The 18,537-nt window shown below is 38.0% G+C and carries 16 protein-coding genes; 3 read left to right on the top strand and 13 right to left on the bottom strand.

Annotation, left to right across the window (positions count from 1 at the left end; translation table 11 throughout):
* The 7 genes from KPC_RS08545 to KPC_RS08515 all read right to left on the bottom strand — a co-directional run.
* The coding region (locus KPC_RS08545) for a dioxygenase (protein ID WP_322873889.1) at nucleotides 1-299 on the bottom strand (299 nt) is incomplete at its 3' end.
* Between the two features lie 100 nt (nucleotides 300-399).
* Nucleotides 400-1,461: an NADH:ubiquinone reductase (Na(+)-transporting) subunit F gene (locus KPC_RS08540; RefSeq protein ID WP_121973962.1), complete on the bottom strand. Its 1,062-nt coding sequence runs from the start codon at nucleotides 1,459-1,461 to the stop codon at nucleotides 400-402.
* Between the two features lie 12 nt (nucleotides 1,462-1,473).
* Entirely contained in the window at nucleotides 1,474-1,836 is a 363-nt protein-coding gene (locus KPC_RS08535) for a phenol hydroxylase subunit P4 (RefSeq protein ID WP_121973961.1), read from the bottom strand.
* 62 nt (nucleotides 1,837-1,898) lie between these two features.
* Nucleotides 1,899-3,425: an aromatic/alkene/methane monooxygenase hydroxylase/oxygenase subunit alpha gene (locus KPC_RS08530; protein WP_121973960.1), complete on the bottom strand. Its 1,527-nt coding sequence runs from the start codon at nucleotides 3,423-3,425 to the stop codon at nucleotides 1,899-1,901.
* 28 nt (nucleotides 3,426-3,453) lie between these two features.
* Entirely contained in the window at nucleotides 3,454-3,723 is a 270-nt protein-coding gene (locus tag KPC_RS08525; RefSeq protein ID WP_121973959.1) for an MmoB/DmpM family protein, read from the bottom strand.
* A gap of 12 nt (nucleotides 3,724-3,735) precedes the next feature.
* The gene (locus KPC_RS08520; protein ID WP_121973958.1) at nucleotides 3,736-4,740 is read right to left on the bottom strand and encodes an aromatic/alkene monooxygenase hydroxylase subunit beta; all 1,005 of its coding nucleotides are present in this window, start codon (nucleotides 4,738-4,740) and stop codon (nucleotides 3,736-3,738) included.
* An 18-nt stretch (nucleotides 4,741-4,758) separates the two neighbouring features.
* Entirely contained in the window at nucleotides 4,759-5,046 is a 288-nt protein-coding gene (locus tag KPC_RS08515; RefSeq protein WP_121973957.1) for a phenol hydroxylase subunit, read from the bottom strand.
* A 420-nt stretch (nucleotides 5,047-5,466) separates the two neighbouring features.
* On the opposite strand from KPC_RS08515, the gene mobR reads away from it, so the two are divergent.
* A complete protein-coding gene (gene mobR, locus KPC_RS08510) occupies nucleotides 5,467-7,152 on the top strand; it encodes a phenol degradation transcriptional regulator MobR (protein ID WP_121973956.1) in 1,686 nt (561 codons plus the stop codon).
* A gap of 370 nt (nucleotides 7,153-7,522) precedes the next feature.
* On the opposite strand, the gene KPC_RS08505 is transcribed toward mobR, so the two are convergent.
* Nucleotides 7,523-8,716, bottom strand: coding sequence for a YbfB/YjiJ family MFS transporter (locus tag KPC_RS08505; protein WP_121973955.1), 1,194 nt, complete (start codon nucleotides 8,714-8,716; stop codon nucleotides 7,523-7,525).
* 103 nt (nucleotides 8,717-8,819) lie between these two features.
* Between KPC_RS08505 and KPC_RS08500 the strand changes: the two genes are divergently transcribed.
* Nucleotides 8,820-9,725: a LysR substrate-binding domain-containing protein gene (locus tag KPC_RS08500; RefSeq protein ID WP_121973954.1), complete on the top strand. Its 906-nt coding sequence runs from the start codon at nucleotides 8,820-8,822 to the stop codon at nucleotides 9,723-9,725.
* A gap of 78 nt (nucleotides 9,726-9,803) precedes the next feature.
* Here the strand turns inward: KPC_RS08500 and KPC_RS08495 are convergent, their stop codons facing one another.
* The 4 genes from KPC_RS08495 to putA form a co-directional block, all read right to left on the bottom strand.
* Nucleotides 9,804-10,031 carry a hypothetical protein gene (locus tag KPC_RS08495; RefSeq protein ID WP_121973953.1) on the bottom strand — a complete coding sequence of 76 codons (228 nt, stop codon included), beginning with the start codon at nucleotides 10,029-10,031 and terminating at the stop codon, nucleotides 9,804-9,806.
* Between the two features lie 241 nt (nucleotides 10,032-10,272).
* Complete coding sequence (trmA, locus tag KPC_RS08490) at nucleotides 10,273-11,358, bottom strand: tRNA (uridine(54)-C5)-methyltransferase TrmA (protein WP_121973952.1); 1,086 nt, start codon at nucleotides 11,356-11,358, stop codon at nucleotides 10,273-10,275.
* A 98-nt stretch (nucleotides 11,359-11,456) separates the two neighbouring features.
* Nucleotides 11,457-12,083, bottom strand: a complete 627-nt coding sequence (locus tag KPC_RS08485; protein WP_121973951.1) for a LysE family translocator — start codon at nucleotides 12,081-12,083, stop codon at nucleotides 11,457-11,459.
* A gap of 109 nt (nucleotides 12,084-12,192) precedes the next feature.
* Entirely contained in the window at nucleotides 12,193-15,954 is a 3,762-nt protein-coding gene (gene putA / locus KPC_RS08480) for a trifunctional transcriptional regulator/proline dehydrogenase/L-glutamate gamma-semialdehyde dehydrogenase (RefSeq protein ID WP_121973950.1), read from the bottom strand.
* Nucleotides 15,955-16,070: 116 nt separating this feature from the next.
* On the opposite strand from putA, the gene KPC_RS08475 reads away from it, so the two are divergent.
* Nucleotides 16,071-16,571, top strand: coding sequence for an Lrp/AsnC ligand binding domain-containing protein (locus KPC_RS08475; RefSeq protein ID WP_121973949.1), 501 nt, complete (start codon nucleotides 16,071-16,073; stop codon nucleotides 16,569-16,571).
* 256 nt (nucleotides 16,572-16,827) lie between these two features.
* Here KPC_RS08475 and putP read toward each other — a convergent pair whose 3' ends face one another.
* Nucleotides 16,828-18,366: a sodium/proline symporter PutP gene (gene putP, locus KPC_RS08470; protein ID WP_121973948.1), complete on the bottom strand. Its 1,539-nt coding sequence runs from the start codon at nucleotides 18,364-18,366 to the stop codon at nucleotides 16,828-16,830.
* Between the last annotated feature and the right edge of the window lie 171 nt (nucleotides 18,367-18,537).

The following is an 18,537-nucleotide window of genomic DNA, read 5'->3' as shown; positions in this document are numbered from 1 at the left end:
GTACGCGGTGTTCCACCCGTGATACCTGCTTTGGCATCGGCTTCATCAGCACGTAAATCTAAATAATGTTCGAGACCGAGACCAGCTGCTAACAAACCTAATTCGTTTGCCTTTCCAGCATCTGTAAAATATTCTAGGCCTTTCCAGACTTCAGAAGGAGAGAGGTCAAGATCTTCGATTGCCTGAAACAGATCCCCAAGTAAGCGGACTACAATTTGTTGTACACGAGGATTGACAGTACCAGTAGCTGTATCCACATTCATTTCTTTTACTAATTTGTCGATTTCTTGACGGTTCATTATTATCATCCTTTGATTTATTACTTTAGTTGAAATCAGATGGTTTGGAACGGACATGAAACAAACCATCTGAAACTGGGTATTTAATTATCCTGGACAATTAAATATGCTTGAACAGTGCAGAGCGTGAATTTCCTGATGCTCCATCTGCCGCACTTAAAAAACGTTCAGTATGAATATCTCTTTCAAATAAACGGCTTTGCATCAGCGTTGATATTGCTGCATCAATCATTGGTGGTGGACCACATAGATACGCTTTGTGACCACCGCATTTATTTTCAAAGTAATCGGCAACAGCTTCATGAACGAACCCTGTAAAACCATTCCAGTGGTCTTCGGGTTTTGGTGCATTTAATGCAGGGACATATCTGAAGTTCGGGTATTCTTTAAGCAGGTTTTCAAATAATTCTCGATTATAGAGTTCAGATAGATCACGAGCACCCTGAAATAGATAAATAATCCGGGTATCACCGTTTTCCAGTAGGTCGATAATCATTGATTGAGGGCTAGAAAGCCCAGAACCACCGGCAATAAAGATGACATCTTGTGAATCTGACTTACGTACAAAGAATTGTCCATATGGACCAGATATGTTTAATGCATCACCAATTTTTAGCTGTTCATGCACATAAGTTGTTGCAGCACCACCTTCGACTTTACGGATATGTAATTCAATGATTCCTTGTTCACTTGGGGCATTTGCAATGGAAAATGCACGTGTACCTTCGATTTCGGGAAACTGAATATTGATATATTGCCCAGCCTGAAATTCCATTGGACGATCTATTTTTAGTTTGATGCCCTTGATTGTTGGGGAAAGGTCTTCAATCTGGATGACATTTGCCTGATAGTCCTGAACCAGATAACCCAGAAAGTCTTCATCTTCATCGACATCAGCTTCGATAACCATATCGGATTCTGGTTTACAGCAACATGCAAGTACCTTGTTTTCTTCACGCTCTATGTCCATTAGGGCGAAAGGTGAGGCTTCACCAACATCATAAAATCCATCTGTGACTTGAACCTTGCATGTTCCACAAGTCCCATGTCCGCAAGCAAATGGCAGCCATACGCCTTGGCGTAATGCAGCATCGAGGATGGTCTGATCATCTTCAACTTCTATGATTGTACCAATTGGCTCTATTGTGACTTGATAACTCATCACTGATCTCCTTTAGACATGAGCGCTTTTAAACCCATCCAATTCTGGTGTGACAAAACGCAGAAGTGATTTATGGTCAAAACCTAATTCTTTAAGGCTTTTTGTATAATCAGCAGTTAGAGGTTGACGGTTTAGATTGAATTGAACTTTAGACCAGTCAATCTTTTCAAACTCAGGATGTTGTGAAAAACCAGCCTTGATTTGTCCATCAACAAGTTCCTGTAAAGTTTGATTTGGTGACACAACAAAAGCATGGGCTGAACAAAAAAGTGTATGATGATCCCAGCCAATAAATAACAACATGTTTTCGCCATATCTGGCTTGTAAATCCAGTGGTTCAAATTGATAGTTTTCTACGATTGCACGTACAGTCATGGATGTACTCCTAATATTCCTTGAGTAAATGTCATGTAAAATGTCATCTGTCCTTTTTATTTTTAAGCTGCGTTACCTTTCCATTTTTTCCAGCGCTGCTGATCTGGTGAACCTTCAATATCCAGATTGTCTGCACCTACATTAAAATTATAATAATCACGTAAAATACTTTCTAAATCAGGTCCACCACAGTTACCTTGTAGGATTTGGTGTACAGGTAACCATGCCTGTATGTACTTTTCAGGTTCACGTTCAAAAATGTCATGACAGCCATCGGAACAGGTATGATAACGTTCACCTTTATAAACCGAATCACGGTAACTAAACATGGTCTGGTCACCATCCATTTCGGTAAAGGTCATAGGAATCTGGCAAACCTGGCAGAGTTGTGGCAAACCTGCACTATAGAAACGCTTGCCTTCTGATTCGAGTTTTCGTGCAAGTTCCCAGCGTGGACGATAGTATTTATCGAATGTATCTGGATATTTTTCAGATAACCAATCCATTTCTTCATCTGTTGGAATCCATGTATGGAAACCAGCAGCATGACCAAAGTTATAGAAAATCCACCATGCCTGATGCGATACATGTTCTTTTTCTTTCAAGATGACATCACTATATTTAGGCATACGAATGCCATAGCGACTGAGATCTTTAAATAGTGCGCCACCAGCTTCCTCAAAATAGGTTTCCCATGCTTCTTTCCATGACATGACTTTATTTGGAAGCATATAGTCCATCATCATTCCGACAATAGAGAGCAGGCGAGTACCACGCCAGAACCATTTATCAATCCATTCCTGAACGATGGGTACGTTGTCTTCATGCTGTTCAAGCAGGAATTTGACGATTTCCAGTCCCAGAGTCATATGGCGAGCTTCGTCTGACTGTGCACTAAAACCAAAAGTAACAGTTGCCATATCACCGTTATAGGCTGCTCCCGACATGAAAGGAACAAACAATAAGTTAGTAAGGACGTATTCAAAAGCAAAGCTGATTGCAAGTAAAAATTCGAAAGGTCCTGCTGAGCGTGCATCTTCAAAAAAAGATTTTGGTACAGATAAATACCAGACCCGGTCATGCATATGCGCCCAGTCTTGGAAGCCGTCAAAGAACTTGTTGTAGTGGCTCATGGCGTGAATCTGGGTTTGCACATGACGCAGTTCATCAATGGATTGCATTTGTGATGCGATCCGTGCTCCAATACCACCAAACTGACGTCCAACATGCGCATAACCTTGATATGCTTGGTACTCTAGTGGTGTGACAGCGGTTAAGAACAGTTTGATCGCGTTGATGTAACGCTCATTTGAGACGTTCATTTGCCCATTGTTTTGAGCAAATGCATCAAAGATGGCATACAGTTTTTTCTCTTTTTCTGCCTGATATTTCCAGTATGCATCCATAGTCAGACGAAACGGATCTTCCCATTTTGACCAATCTGTAATCTTGATACCTTCAAACTCTTCGTATGGAAATGCTTCCTTGCGGTCAGCGTATGAAAATTCCCAATCCAGATCACGAGTCAGCATACGGTAGCGATCTTTGGCATTGAGTTTTTTATTTGGTGTTTTTGCTTGGCTATTCATATTATAAATCCTTTAATTTTTTAACTTATTAATTCCATTTCAAGGTGAAAGTGTCATCATCTTCATCCACGTTTCCACCTAATGTGATCATGTTGAGCTGCAACTCCTGAATGTCCCAATCCTGCCCCAGTTTTTCTGATACAGTTTCAGCACGTATGATCAAGGCATTTTCACTTTCAACACGAATCATGGCAGGGAGGTATTGAATTGTTGCCTCCGGGTTATCTTGTTCAATTGCCTCAATGATGTAACGTGAAGTGTCATTATCTTGTAATGCTAAATAAACCTTAGATGTCATATTGGCAATTCCTTATGCTGCTGACTGGGAGTCTGATGTTAAACCTGCTTTTTTACTACGTTCAGTAATCACAGCAAGTGCATTGTCTATAGATGATTCATCTAGTGCTGATGCAGACCAGACACTAAAAGCATGTTTTACTTGTGGTAGTAACTCATCGATCCAGTTCTGAATCAGTATTTTATTTTCTTGAGATTCTGTAATTGCAGTTTTAAGTACGCTGTCTGACCATTTACGTAAGTCAGTTAGACAATCTTTCATAAATTCAGTGAGTATGGCGACATCACGCCCTCCATGTTCAACCAGCCAGCCGTCTAACTGACCATAAACAAGTTGTTGTAGCAGGCTATCAATCAGTAAATTTTGAAGGATATATAGCTTGAACCAGTCTTGTTCAGTCAAACTTTCTTCACATAGTTTGCGCAGGGGTTGCCATGCTGAATCATTCATCCAGACCTGTTTCGCCTGTTGCAGTGATTCTCCAGTATTTCCATCAAGTATTAGCCCAATTCTGGAAATGTATTGCGCCATACCCAGACGATCCATTGCTGCAAAAATACATGCTTGTGTAATGACAGTGCCATAACCATAAGCACTTCCAGACATCATGTGCAGATTTGCAGTCTGTTCTACATAACGAAATGGTAAAAGGCTCTGGATAATTTTTTGCTTTACTTCATCAGTTAAGTTTTCGATCAGGTTACGTTTTTCGAAAAAGGCAAAATTACTTTCAGCCGTATCCTGTAATCTTGCACGGTGTTGTACATATGCCCCGTAGTAAAACTGACGAGGGTCTTTAAATGCATACCAGTCTTGCATTTGCAATTGAGTATGACTTTTATCATTTAAGGTTTTTTCTGGTTTCCAGAGAGGTCGATAATGAAAATTGGTCGATGCCTGTATATCAAAACTGACTTCCTGATAGCGTGTGGCAGGCTTTTGCCCAAAACGGCGCTCAATATAAGCATAGCTCTGACGAATGGGTTCCAGATTTGATGTTTTAATTTCCAAAGTCATTGTTTACTCCTTGTAGATTTAAGTCTGATCATCATGATCAGTATTTTGTAAATTCGGGTGAAGAACGTTTGGTTCGATGCCATAGCGCCATTTGTCTTCTTGCGCGTCATTCCATGCTTGTTGCTCTTCAGACATTTCTACGACATGGTTAATTTCACAAAAATGTTGAAATGCCTGTTGAGGCAAAACCAGTTCGACAAAGAGCGTAGGATCATGAATGGCAAAGTCAAACTCTACAAATTTCGCATTACGATCTCCTGTAATACGGATATACTTTTTAAGTTGATCAGATGGCATTTGAGTCATGCTGTCAGTCCTTTTATATCAACACTGAATTGATTTCAGTGACGCAGCCTTGCGTAACAGATGTAATTTGTCATGAATATTTCAAAACTCGTGCCAACTTTATTTTTTTATTTATATTCAGATGCTTATTGTTTATTAGCAATAAATTACTTGTTCTGATAAAGATTGAATTCATCAATTCATGAAATATGAAAGTTTTATTTTCATTAAATGATGAACAGTTTTTTACTCTTAAATTTTTACAAATTAGAATAGATATTCATTCCTCTGAGACTAAAGATATATGTTTATAAGTTATTGAAAATTAATATTAATACTTTAATGGTATAAAATTATGATTAAAATAGATCTAAGCATTTTAGTAGGAATTGAGTAAGATCAGGGCAAAGCCATCAGACATATAGCCAAGGAATGGATATCATGCCTCAAGCCAATGATGTGAAATTATATAAACAAATATTGGAACAGAACAAAGACATACAGGATTTGCTAGACAAAATCGTTTTTGATAGCAAACATGGCCAGATCTGGTTTGATGAAAACAGAATGCTTTTATTGCATACAGGGATTATGGGGTATTTGAGAAAAGATTTATTTCAGATGTTGGGGCTAGAAAGAACCAAACATTTCTTTATCCGATGTGGTTATCAGGCAGGAATGCGTGATGCAGAGGTCACTTCAAAGTTGCGTCCTAATCTAAATGAAGCAGAAGCATTTATGGCTGGTCCGCAAATGCATGGTATTCGTGGAATGGTACAGGTTGATGTCAATGAACTACATTTAAGTCATGATTTAAAACAGTTTTATGCTGATTTTAATTGGTTGAATTCATTTGAAGCAGAAGTACATTTAAGTGAATTTGGGGCATCAGATGAGCCATCTTGTTGGATGCTCTTGGGTTATGCATGTGGCTACAGTAGCTATGTCATGGGACAAACCATTATTTATCAAGAGATTCAATGTGTTGCCAAAGGTGATGAATGTTGCCGGATTATTGGGAAACCACTTAGTGAGTGGGAAAATGCAGATGAACTTATCCGTTTTATGTCACCTGATCCAGTGTCCGATGAAATTATTGCTTTGCAGGCAGAACTGAACCAATTGAAAAAGAATATCTATACTGATGCAGAGCGTGATTACACCATGTTTAATGCGGTTGGTGAATCTGCTGCTTATCGTAAGGTATGTGATTTATTGAAAAAAGCAGCGGGTAGCAAGGTTGCGGTTTTATTGCAAGGTGAAACAGGTGTAGGTAAAGAAGCTTTTGCCAGAGGGATTCATCAAACCAGCCAGCGCAGTGACAAACCATTTGTTGCAGTAAATTGTGCATGTATACCACCTGATTTGATTGAAGCAGAGCTGTTTGGTGTGGAAAAAGGTGCATTTACTGGTGCAATTCAAACTCGTATGGGGAAATTTGAACGGGCGCATACAGGTACGATTTTTTTAGATGAAGTCATAGAGCTTTCACCACGTGCTCAGGCTGCTTTATTGCGAATGTTGCAGGAGGGAGAGTTTGAACGAGTTGGTGATAGCCAGACCAGAAAGGTTGATGTTCGTATTGTTGCCGCGACCAATGAAGATCTGGAGCAAGCTGTGAAAGATGGTCGCTTTCGGGCCGATTTATATTACCGACTCAATATTTTCCCTGTGATTATTCCGCCACTTCGTGAACGCCGTGAAGATATTCCGTTACTGGTAAACCACTTTTTAACACGCTTTGAAAATATGTATGACAAAACATTGAAAGGTTTGAGTGATAAAGCTAAAAGTTTTGTGATGAAATACGAATGGCCTGGAAATATTCGGGAACTGGAAAATTTATTGGAAAGGGCAACACTATTGACTGATCATCAACAAGAAATAAAGCTCAGTAGTTTATTTCCACAAATGTTTGATCAACATGACACGATCAAAACGAATGTTGTGCATGATGCTAGCCATCTGGATCATTTATTTACACAAGATTTTTCCCTGGATCAATACGAACAACAAATTATTCGCACTGCGATGGATAAAAGTCAGCAAAACATTTCTGAAGCTGCACGAATCTTAGGTATTAGCCGTGCGACTCTGGATTATCGGTTGAAGAAAATGATGGCTTAAATTTGTTGTTGATGATCAAGCAACTGATTTTATGTTTTACAATTTTACTCAGCCTGATCTTTTGGCATTTTTGAGATTTGTTTTTCAAAAGCTTTTTTCTGATTTTGGATTACCTCTTCAGTTATAGCGGCATTTTTGGAAATTCTTTCTATATTTTTCCAGGTTTGTTTACATTCTGAGGGGAAATTTTATTGCATGCTGTAAGTAACAGGCTAATGCTTATCGGGATTGAAAAAATTGTATTTTCATAACAAACCAATAAATACCTAACTAAGATATTAATTAAGGTAAAATTATAAATTGGAAAATGTAGTAGCTCGAGATAGATATGTTTTTAAACTGGTAATGTTTGACAAGGCACAAAAATAATTCAATTACTTAAACCTTGATTTTTATTCATGGATAGATATAAAAGAACGGTTAAGCATAGTGCAAATAACATGATACATCCTCCCATAAAAAATAGTTCCTGATAATGAAATCCAAGATTGAGCAAGTAGCTCATTAATAATCCACCGACCAATTGTGCAATAGCAAATGCTGTGGTATTGATTCCCCAGAAAAAACGATGCCTTGCAGGAGAAACCAGATATAAAAGTGCAGTTGAGCTAAGCGAAACAACTGCTGGATTGAGTAATCCTGTGATCAATGAAGAAATACTTAAAAATAGAGGCGTAGTAAAGATTGAAGGAATAAAAATGCCTATCACATATAATACATAAAGACGTATCATCGCACCCCATATTCCCCAACGATGTACACAGCAGAACGCGGCAAGCGCGCCAAAAACTGCCCCCAATCCATACAACATCCATTGAAAGTTGGCAACAGCGACAGGGAAGTGTAATTGATGAATAATAAACTCTACCCAGAACAATGAATGCGGAATATAAGCAATTGCACAACATAGATAGGCAATGATTACCATGCTACTCAAGATTATTTGTTGAGATGTGAGTTTGGTAAAGCTCGCAGTAGGGATAACCACTGCATTTACAGTAGTAGAATGGGTTTGTTTAAGAAGAATGTAAATAACGAGTGAAGCGATTAAAGAAAATATTCCTAAAATATACCATGCCCATGCGACGTTTAAGCTTGCGATTTTAGGTAGGATTGTTGTTGCAAGTAAAACACCGATTCCTATACCACTAAATGCAATAAGACTGAGTTTATGTCTTTGTTCGGCAGGAGTATGGCTTAACGCATAACTTGGTGCGAGTACCATCAGTACACCTCCTGTAACACCTGAAATAACCCGCCAAAAAATGTACCAGAGATGGGGGAGGCTTTCCAAACCGCAGAGAACAAGACTAATGCTACCAAGCAAAGCACTGAACAGAATGGATTGAGGAATGATCTTGGGTTTTATCACTGTAAATGCAATAACAGCACCAAGTAAATAACCCAACAGATTTGCACTGGAAAGATAACTGGCAAAACTTGCTGACCACCAATGTTGATCTATAGTCATTGGCATAAGAGCTGTATAGGAAAAGCGAAAAATTCCTACCCCCAAACATGTTGCCAACAATGCAATAATACATAGGCGATAAAATTGCCCCATTGTTTATTTTCCAGTGAATTCTTTTGTTTTATTAAAAGTCAAACGATGTATCATGTAAAATGATTTAAAGTGATACTTTGTATCTGTAAATGAGATGATTGTGATGCAATTAAAATCATTAGAAATTTTTATGAGTGTTTTAGAGCATGGTAGTTTTTCTCATGCAGCACAATATTTACATACAGTTCAGTCCAATATTACCAGTCACATAAAAAAGCTGGAATCAGAACTAGGTTGTGAATTGCTTTCTAGGCAAAGTCCAATACAAGCGACAAGTGCTGGGCAGGATCTGGCTCATTACGCACAACAAATATTACAATTGCACCGACAGGCAAAAGAACACTTTTTACATGAAGAGTTGAGTAAGGATTTTCCTCTGAAAATAGGGAGTATGGAAACAGCAGCAGCAGTACGATTACCTGCATTATTTCATGCAATTTTGCAGAAATATCCTGATTTACCGCTTGATCTACATACAGGGTCTACGCGTGGGCTAATTGATTTAGTGCAAAGTAATCAACTTGATTGTGCTTTTATTGGTAACACTGAACCTATTCCAAATATGTTTAACTTACACATGTGGACAGAAAAAATGCTTTTGGTCAGTGCTAAAAAAATGAATTTACAAATGGATGCCAGTTTTCTTGAAAATATCCGTTTTATTGCATTTAAACATGGTTGCTCTTATCGACGTGTTATTGAGGTTTTCTTACAGGGTTATCAGCTGCCTGCGAGTCAGGTGATTGAGATGGGAAGTTTAGATGGAATTATGAACTGTGTTGCACTAGGGATGGGAGCTGCGATCCTGCCTGAAACCTATGTCATGGGTTCACACTATAAAGACCAATTACAATTTAATGAATTATCACCTGATCTTTCATATTCCAAAACTTATCTAATTGCGAATCAGCCAGCAACCTGGAGTCGTAATTTAAAAGTTTTGTTGCGCTTTACAGAGCATTTTTTGCAAACTTTAGAAAATGAAAATGCTATGAAAAATATCTATTAATACAGTTACAGGAAACTTTATATATAGACATTAAAAAAGGCATCTGAATATTCAAATGCCTTTTTCTCGTCATCCTGACTATTGAATAGGTGGATGTTGAAGTTCACTTAACTCTTTTTTGCTATAGCCTCTCGACATTAACACTTTTTTAATCCCAGCAATCACATCTTCATCTGTTGCTTTAAGCAATGCAGAAACAAGTTGATCATTGGACTTACAAGAGCAATCATTTTCAACACAAGCAATTTGATTTTTATGCTCGTTATGCTGTTGATTTGCTAAAAACAGCTTTTGCCAAAAACTCATAGAGCCTTCATTTGCAACCAAACATAGTTCGAAATATAGCCAAATAAAAATAAAATTCAAGTCTTGCTATTTTGAAATGACGGGTTTAATCATGATTTAATTTTATATAGCACACAATTATGAATAAATTATTACAATATGAGAAAAGATGGTATTTTTAAGCATATGATTTATATATGGATATCAAAGAAATAAAAAATGCTGTCTGGTGGACAGCATTTGAACAATTGAAATAAATTGTTTAAATCTTTTCAAGTAAAACACCAGATTCGACATGATGAGTATATGGAAATTGATCAAACATAGCGAATTTTAGTATTTTATGAGTTTTAGATAAGGTGTTTAAATTGTCATAGAGCGTATCAGGATTACATGAAATGTATAAAATACGATCGAAATTCTGAAGCAGCTTTAATGTTTCATCATCAATACCTGCACGTGGAGGGTCGACAAATACCGTGTCAAAGTCATAGCTTTTTATATCAATATTGGCTTCCATCAGTCTGCGAAATTCGCGTTTTCCTGTATAAGCTTCAGTAAATTCTTCAGCAGAGAGGCGGGCAACCTGAATATTATCGATATGGTTTTGTTCAATATTCCACTGTGCTGCATAAACAGATGACTTTGCAAGTTCTGTTGCTAAAACCCGATTAAATTTAAGCGATAAAGGCAAGGTAAAATTACCATTACCACAATACAGTTCTAATAGGTCTTTTTTTGAAGAGCCAGCAGCAGAACATGCCCATTCAAGCATTTTCTGGCAGACTTGAGCATTGGGTTGGGTAAAACTGCTTTCAATCTGTTTGTATCTAAATTTACGCTCAAATACCTGTAATTCTTCTACAACATATTCATCACTTAAAACAAATTTTTGCCCACGACTGCGACCAATCAATTTGATATTTAATTTTTCAGCAAGTGCTTTTGCTTTAATTTCCCAGTTTTCTTCTAATTTTCGATGGTAAATCAAAGAAACCAGTGTTTCACCATGCAGGGTTGTTAAAAAATGTACTTCAAATAGGCGAGCAGATAGAACATCATCTGCTTTTAACTCATTTAATAGTACTGGCATGAGTTGATTAATATTTTGATCAGCAATAGGGAAGTCATCAATACGAATAACTTTTTTTTGCTGATTATCTTCGCTGCGCTCAAACATTGCATAAAATATATCATTTTCAGTATGCCAGATACGGAACTCTGCACGCATACGATAATGTTGTTCTGGCGATTGAAAAACCTCAAGTGCAGGAGGGTTAAACACTGAAAACTGTTCAGTAATTCGGTCAATTTTAGCTTGTAGCTGTTGCTGGTAAGAGGCAGTCATAAAACAGAAAAATCACAAACATAGTGCAAAAAGCAATGGTAGCAAAAAAACATGGTCTTGGCTTGATAAACTTTCAGGCTGTTATGTGGTTTTATATTTTACCGTTTACTGAGTAGCAATTTAAATGCAAAACCTAAAAATACAATGCCAGTGATTCTGTCCATATTTTTCACAACGTTTTGATTTTTAAAAATATGACTGAGTTTAGTCGAGGAAAAAATCAAAATATTACACCAAAGAAATCCAATGATGACATGGAAAAAGACCAGAAACATGATCCAAAGACTCGGATGTTGAGTATGAGTAGGAACAAACTGAGGCAAAAAGGAAATATAAAATACCCCAATTTTAGGATTAAGCAGATTGCCAAATAATCCTCGAATAAACCAGTTAGGCACGTGGTTTTGATTAAAATTAGTATCAGTTTTTATTTCAAACTTGTGTTGAGGATGAAGAATCAGCTTTAAACCAATCCATGCGAGATATGCTGCACCACAAAATTTGAGTATTGTGAATGCAGTTATGGACTGCTGCAAGATCGTGGCGATACCAAACGCAACGAGCATCCCCCATATAATACAACCCAGATTGATTCCTAAGGCAGCTTGTAAGGCACGTTGTTTATTTTCAATAGTAGCTGTACGGATGATCAAGGCTGTATCCAGGCCTGGTGTAAGGGTTAATATCACAATAGCGATGAAAAAGGGGACAAGATATTCGATCATTATTTAACGTTTTAATTACTTTGTTTTAGACATTATATTTGAAAATAAAAAAATTCCAAGCCATTTGGGAGAATGGCTTGGAAAACGCTGAAGCGATTTGCTTAATTTTTTAAATGTCAGCTAATGTCATTAAACTTGCATTTCCTCCAGCCGCCGCTGTATTGGTACTGATCGCACGTTCAAAAACCAAACGCTCCAGTGAAATATCTTCATTTTCATCTTGGAGATGATAAATTCCAATAATTGCACCATCACGTTCAGCTATGGTTTTTTGCAATGCTTGTAAAGATAAAGTATCACCATGATGAAGAACGACATCAAATTTCCCATCGTGCACATTAGGGACAACTTTAAAACTTTGTTTCAGGTCTTCAGGCATACTGTCCAGATATTTCAGGATAAATTGATTTTCTGCTAAAACTGCCGGTGTACTTTGAACACTGTAAACTGCATGTAATTGCTTTAGATATTCAACATCGTGGACAGCAATACATAATGTTGTTGCTCTGGCAAGCACTGCATAATGATTGGTTTCACCTGTAGGTGTTGGAAGCTGGTATAAACCTACAGGATTATTTTGGTATGTTTCGAATTTAACCTGTGGGAAGTACTTTTTAGCCCAACCTTCAAATTTTTCTAGCAATTCATTTTTAGGGTTTATATCTGCCAGTTTTTGCAAGGTTCCGAAAGGCTGGAGTTCAATTGACTTTGTACCGTGCATCAATTTGTGCAAGTATAAAGGACCACCCGCTTTAGGACCTGTACCTGATAATCCTTCACCACCGAAAGGTTGAACACCTACAACAGCACCGACTATATTACGATTAATATATAAGTTACCCACCTCAGCATGCTCAGTGACATATTGGATGGTTTCATCGATACGAGTGTGTAACCCCATAGTCAAACCATAGCCTTTCGCATTGATTTGAGTGAGTAAAGTGTCTAGTTCGCCATATTTATAAGTAATGACATGTAGCACTGGACCAAAAATTTCTTTTTGCAGGTCATTCAGGTTCGGTAATTCAATTAATGTTGGAGCAACAAAAGTACCATACTTGACCTGTGGATCTGTCTCATTACGTGAAAGCTGAGATACTGTATATCCTTTGCTTTGCATCATGGTAATGTGCTGATCAATATTCGCTTTAGCTTCATCGTCGATCACCGGACCTATATCAGTTTTTAAATATAGAGGGTTGCCAACAATCAGTTGTTGCATAGCACCTTTGAGCATTTTGATCAGCGTTGCAGCATTATCTTCTTGCACACATAAAAGTCGTAATGCTGAACAACGTTGTCCCGCACTATCGAAAGCAGAGCTGACAATATCAAGTACAGCTTGTTCGGTAAGAGCAGAAGAGTCTACGATCATTGCATTTTGACCACCAGTTTCGGCAATCAGAGGAATAGTATTACCATGAGCCCCGATACGTTCAGCTAGTGTTTTTTGCAAAATTTTTGCAACAGCTGTAGAGCCCGTGAACATGACAGCTTGTACTCGCTCATCTTGACTAAGTGCCGCACCCACTGTTTCACCACGACCAGGCAACAGTTGCAACACTGATTTGGGAATACCTGCTTTCCATAAAATGTTAACTGCTTCTGCTGCAATCAGAGGGGTTTGTTCAGCTGGTTTGGCGATAACAGTATTTCCAGCCAGTAAAGCAGCAGAAATTTGACCTGTGAAAATCGCAAGTGGAAAATTCCACGGGCTAATACAAAGAACAGTACCTAAAGCCTGTAAGGTTTGACTGGTTGGTATAGCTTGGAGTTGAGCTGAATAATATTTCAGGAAATCAACTGCTTCCCGAACTTCAGCAATAGCATTGCTATAAGTTTTACCACTTTCACGACAAAGCAGAACCATCAGGTTAAGCATGCGAGATTCCATGATATTTGCTGCTTTTAATAAAATCCCGGCACGTATTGATTTGTCTGTATTGTTCCAGCTTTCAAATGCCTCTTGTGCATTGTTGAGTGCCAAATCAATATGTTTAGGTTCTGCTTCATAGACATAACCCACAATATCACTCAAATTTGATGGATTATGAATAGCTTGGGCTGCTGTTTCATTGAGGGAAGTATCATCAAAATTGTTAAGTAGTGGTTGGCTATGCCAGATATTTTCACTTAAGCCTTGAACATGCTGATTAAGTTCACTTAAAACACGATCATTTGCAAGATCTAAACCTTGTGAGTTCTCGCGGACAACCTGATATAAATCTATAGGAAGGGGAATAGATGGGTGTTTTTCACCGACTGTACCTTCCTTTTGTGAGGTTTCCAGAATTTCCTGGACAGGATTTTCAATTAAATCTTCGATATCTAATGTTTTATCTGCAATACGGTTTACAAAAGAGGTATTTGCACCATTTTCAAGTAAACGGCGAACCAGATAGGCAAGCAATGTTTCATGGTTACCTACTGGTGCATAAATACGGCATGGAATACCTAATTTATTTTCCGATTTATGACCGACAACTTGTTGATAGAGTGGTTCACCCATACCATGTAGGCACTGAAACTCATATTGACCAGCATAGTATTTTTCAGGATTTGCAAGCTGATAAATCGTTGCAAGGGTCTGTGCATTGTGAGTTGCAAATTGAGGGTAAATTTGATCAGGCGCGGCTAGTAATTTTTTCGCACAAGCAATATAAGACAAATCAGTATGTACTTTACGGGTAAATACAGGATAGTCAGTCATACCGTCAATTTGCGCTTTTTTAATTTCGCTGTCCCAGTATGCACCTTTTACTAAACGGATCATTAGACGTTTTTGACTACGTTTAGCTAAATCAACAACATAATCAACAACGTAGAAACATCGTTTTTGATATGCCTGAATAACAAAACCAATACCTTTCCAGTTATCCAGTTCAGGCTCAAAGCAAAGTCTTTCAAGTAACTCTAATGATAGTTCTAAGCGTTCAGATTCTTCTGCATCGATATTTAGCCCGATATTATAATTTTTAGCCAATATCGCAAGATTTAAAATTTTAGGATATAACTCTTCATGAACAAGAGCCGTCTGTGCCCGTACATATCGGGGATGCAGGGCTGATAATTTAATTGAAATGCCTGGACCATCATATACATCTTTATCTTGTGATGCCTTACCAATCGCATGTATAGCTTGAGTGTAATCTTCAAAATAACGGTCTGCATCATGTTCAGTGAGCGCTGCTTCACCCAACATGTCATAAGAATAACGGAAGCCTTTATCTTCAAGTACCTTGGCATGATTTAATGCTTCTTCGATGGTTTCACCAGTAACGAACTGTTCACCCATCATACGCATTGCGACATCAACAGCTTTACGAATTATGCCACGACCACTTCGTGCCAACAGGGAAGTGAGCATACCTGAAAGACTATTTTGTTTTGGTGTTTCCATAAGTTTGCCAGTCAGCATCAGCCCCCATGCTGCTGCATTGACAAACATCAGGTTACTTTGCCCTAAATGTTCTTTCCAATTGCCTTGGTTGATTTTGTCTCGAATCAATAAATCACGTGTAGCAGTATCTGGGATGCGAAGAAGTGCTTCAGCCAGGCACATGAGTGCGATACCTTCTTGTGAGGAGAGTGAAAACTCCTGAAGCAGACCTTGAACTATTCCAGCTTTACCTGAAGAACCTTTTTGTTCTCTTAAACTATGGGCAAGATTAAAAGCCAGATCATGTATTTTGTGATTGATTTCATCTGGAATATCTACATGTGCAAGAAGTCTTTCCACACATTCTGGCTCTGGGCGACGCCATGCAGTATTGATTTCTATCTCAAAATCATTTTTTTCTTTGAACTCAGTAATGTATTCAAAGCTAGGGGGAGGAAGATCGGATTGTAGAGAATTATCCATCATGTTCATGCCAACATCCTGTGACTAAAATTTATCTTGTATCAGAAATAGTATTTAATTTATGATTACAAAATAAATGCAGAATAACTCACTATAATTTTGGCATCTTTTAGAGATTAATTCGTATGACTGGCCCATTTTTAACACTTGATCGCACAGATATTCGTATTTTAGAAATACTACAAAATGATGGACGAATTTCGAACATAAAATTGGCAGAAGCAGTAAACTTATCTGCAACTGCTGCTTTGGCAAGAGTACAAAAATTGACGAGTGAGGGTTTCATTATGGGGTATGAAGCCAAACTTGATCCAAATCTTTTAAATTCAAGTTTTGTGGTATTTGTAGAAGTTTTATTAGACAAAACCACACCCAATGCCCTAGATGAATTTTCAGAAGCAGTACTGGATTATCCTGAAATTAGTGCCTGTCATATGATCAGTGGAGGTTTTGATTTTCTGGTAAAAATACGCTGTGCCAATATGGAAGAGTTTAGGCGTATTTCGGGACAGATATTATGGCGACTTCCGAGTGTAAAAGAAACCCGGAGTTATCCGGTGATGGAGGTGATTAAAGATAGCTCCCAGGTTAATCTGAATTTTAAGGTAAAATCTAAAAATAAATAATCTGTGACTCTGGGACAGTTCAAAGCACTGTTTTGAATGAAGCGCAAGGCGTAGCAGGATGAGAGTATTTTTTGTCGTTATGTCGTTGTTGGTTCCGAAACAGTGTTTCTCATCATTTAGATCACTAAATTTCTCAAGCAACGCCTAATATCAAAAATACTCATCGTCGCAACTGCTTTGAAATATCAATAGGCTCTAAATATAAAAAGCCCTAGCTTTAGGCAAAGATAGGGCTGGGAGATAAAAGTTATAAGTTTTAATTTAGTTCTGGAGCTGAGTTGGTAGGTCGGGTTTTCATCGCTTGCATTTCATCTTTGTAGAGTCGATCTGCTACTTCAAAGCGCTCGATTACATCCTGATCTGGCTCTTTGTCCATCAAACTGACAACTACGATACTGATAAATGAAAGGATAAATCCGGGTACAATTTCATATAAACCTGTACTTGCAGCGAAATAATTCTTCCAGATAATTACAGTGGATGCACCTAATATGATTCCGATGATGGCACCTTTAAGTGTCATGCGTTTCCAGAATAATGAAAGAATAATTAATGGCCCAAATGCTGCCCCAAAACCAGCCCAGGCATAGGCAACCAAACCTAAGACTTTACTATTTGGATTAATGGCTAACCAAATCGCTAATACTGAGATCGCAAGAACCATCAAACGTCCAACCCAGACCAGTTCGTTCTGTGAAGCATTTTTACGCAAGAATCCTTTATAGAGATCTTCAGTTAAAGTACTTGAGCAGACCAATAGTTGGCAGCTTAGTGTACTCATGACTGCTGCAAGAATTGCTGCAAGAACAACGCCGGCAACCCATGGATTAAACAGAATTTTTGTTAATTCCATGAATACTGTTTCTGGGTTTTGTATAACTGCACTTGCCAGTTCAGGATGTGCCTGAAAATATGCAATTGAAATAAAACCTACACCAACAGCGCCACCAAGACATAAGATCATCCAGCTCATACCGATTTTACGTGCTTGAGGAATAGAGCGCACAGAATCAGCAGCCATAAATCTAACTAAAATGTGAGGTTGACCAAAATATCCTAAGCCCCATGCTAATGAGGATATAATGGCGACAATGCTTAAACCTGAAAGCATATTCGTTGCATGTGGGCGGGCAGTATCAAGTAATGACACAAATTGATGTGTGTCACCTAAAGCAAGATAGGTCATGATGGGTGTAAGTAATAATGCAAAAATCATCAGACCCGCCTGGAAAGTGTCAGTCCAGCTAATTGCCAAGAATCCACCGATACATACATAACTGATTGTTGCAATTGCACTTACCCAAAGTGCAGTGGTGTAAGACATACCAAAAATGCTTTCAAACAATCTTGCACCAGCAACCATTCCGGAAGCACAGTAGATTGCAAAGAAAACCAGAATAACTAATGCTGAGATGATGCGAAGTACTTTTTTACGATCACCAAATCGACTGGTAAAATAATCAGGCAGGGTGAGTGCATTGTTTTGAACTTCAGTGTGAACGCGTAATCGTCCAGCGACCAGCAACCAGTTTAACCATGCACCAATAATCAGACCAATAGCGATCCATGCTTCTGATAAGCCTGATAAATATATTGCGCCAGGCAACCCCATGAGTAACCATCCACTCATGTCCGAGGCGCCAGCGGATAATGCAGTTACGAAGCTACCTAAGCTTCGTCCACCCAAAATATAATCTGAAAAATCCGATGTGGATTTATATGCATATAATCCAATACAAACCATGGCAATTATATAAAAAATAAATGTCACCACGGTGGGGTTTAGAAAATCCATAAAACTATCCTTTTTCCATTTGGATAAAATATTCCAAGCTTTTTTTATAGTGATTCACTAAGACGCAGATTCAAACATAAAATAGAAAACAGAAGCTGTATTTTTTATAAGGTGTTTATTCGAAGGTTTTGTTGCGGAATGTACAAATCTTTACATTACATAATGTTTCAT

This window comes from Acinetobacter stercoris, assembly GCF_900323515.1.
Lineage (GTDB): Bacteria > Pseudomonadota > Gammaproteobacteria > Pseudomonadales > Moraxellaceae > Acinetobacter > Acinetobacter stercoris.
Note: the sequence above shows the minus strand (reverse complement) of the source record. Positions and strands in the feature narration are given on the sequence as shown.

What these genes read in the sequence shown, in the direction of transcription:
- KPC_RS08535 (WP_121973961.1), bottom strand. Translation starts at nt 1,836, where the DNA reads ATGACTGTACGTGCAATCGTAGAAAACTATCAATTTGAACCACTGGAT.
- KPC_RS08520 (WP_121973958.1), bottom strand. Translation starts at nt 4,740, where the DNA reads ATGACTTTGGAAATTAAAACATCAAATCTGGAACCCATTCGTCAGAGC.
- KPC_RS08525 (WP_121973959.1), bottom strand. Translation starts at nt 3,723, where the DNA reads ATGACATCTAAGGTTTATTTAGCATTACAAGATAATGACACTTCACGT.
- KPC_RS08505 (WP_121973955.1), bottom strand. Translation starts at nt 8,716, where the DNA reads ATGGGGCAATTTTATCGCCTATGTATTATTGCATTGTTGGCAACATGT.
- putA (WP_121973950.1), bottom strand. Translation starts at nt 15,954, where the DNA reads ATGAACATGATGGATAATTCTCTACAATCCGATCTTCCTCCCCCTAGC.
- KPC_RS08500 (WP_121973954.1), top strand. Translation starts at nt 8,820, where the DNA reads ATGCAATTAAAATCATTAGAAATTTTTATGAGTGTTTTAGAGCATGGT.
- trmA (WP_121973952.1), bottom strand. Translation starts at nt 11,358, where the DNA reads ATGACTGCCTCTTACCAGCAACAGCTACAAGCTAAAATTGACCGAATT.
- KPC_RS08515 (WP_121973957.1), bottom strand. Translation starts at nt 5,046, where the DNA reads ATGACTCAAATGCCATCTGATCAACTTAAAAAGTATATCCGTATTACA.
- KPC_RS08495 (WP_121973953.1), bottom strand. Translation starts at nt 10,031, where the DNA reads ATGAGTTTTTGGCAAAAGCTGTTTTTAGCAAATCAACAGCATAACGAG.
- putP (WP_121973948.1), bottom strand. Translation starts at nt 18,366, where the DNA reads ATGGATTTTCTAAACCCCACCGTGGTGACATTTATTTTTTATATAATT.
- mobR (WP_121973956.1), top strand. Translation starts at nt 5,467, where the DNA reads ATGCCTCAAGCCAATGATGTGAAATTATATAAACAAATATTGGAACAG.
- KPC_RS08540 (WP_121973962.1), bottom strand. Translation starts at nt 1,461, where the DNA reads ATGAGTTATCAAGTCACAATAGAGCCAATTGGTACAATCATAGAAGTT.
- KPC_RS08530 (WP_121973960.1), bottom strand. Translation starts at nt 3,425, where the DNA reads ATGAATAGCCAAGCAAAAACACCAAATAAAAAACTCAATGCCAAAGAT.
- KPC_RS08485 (WP_121973951.1), bottom strand. Translation starts at nt 12,083, where the DNA reads ATGATCGAATATCTTGTCCCCTTTTTCATCGCTATTGTGATATTAACC.
- KPC_RS08475 (WP_121973949.1), top strand. Translation starts at nt 16,071, where the DNA reads ATGACTGGCCCATTTTTAACACTTGATCGCACAGATATTCGTATTTTA.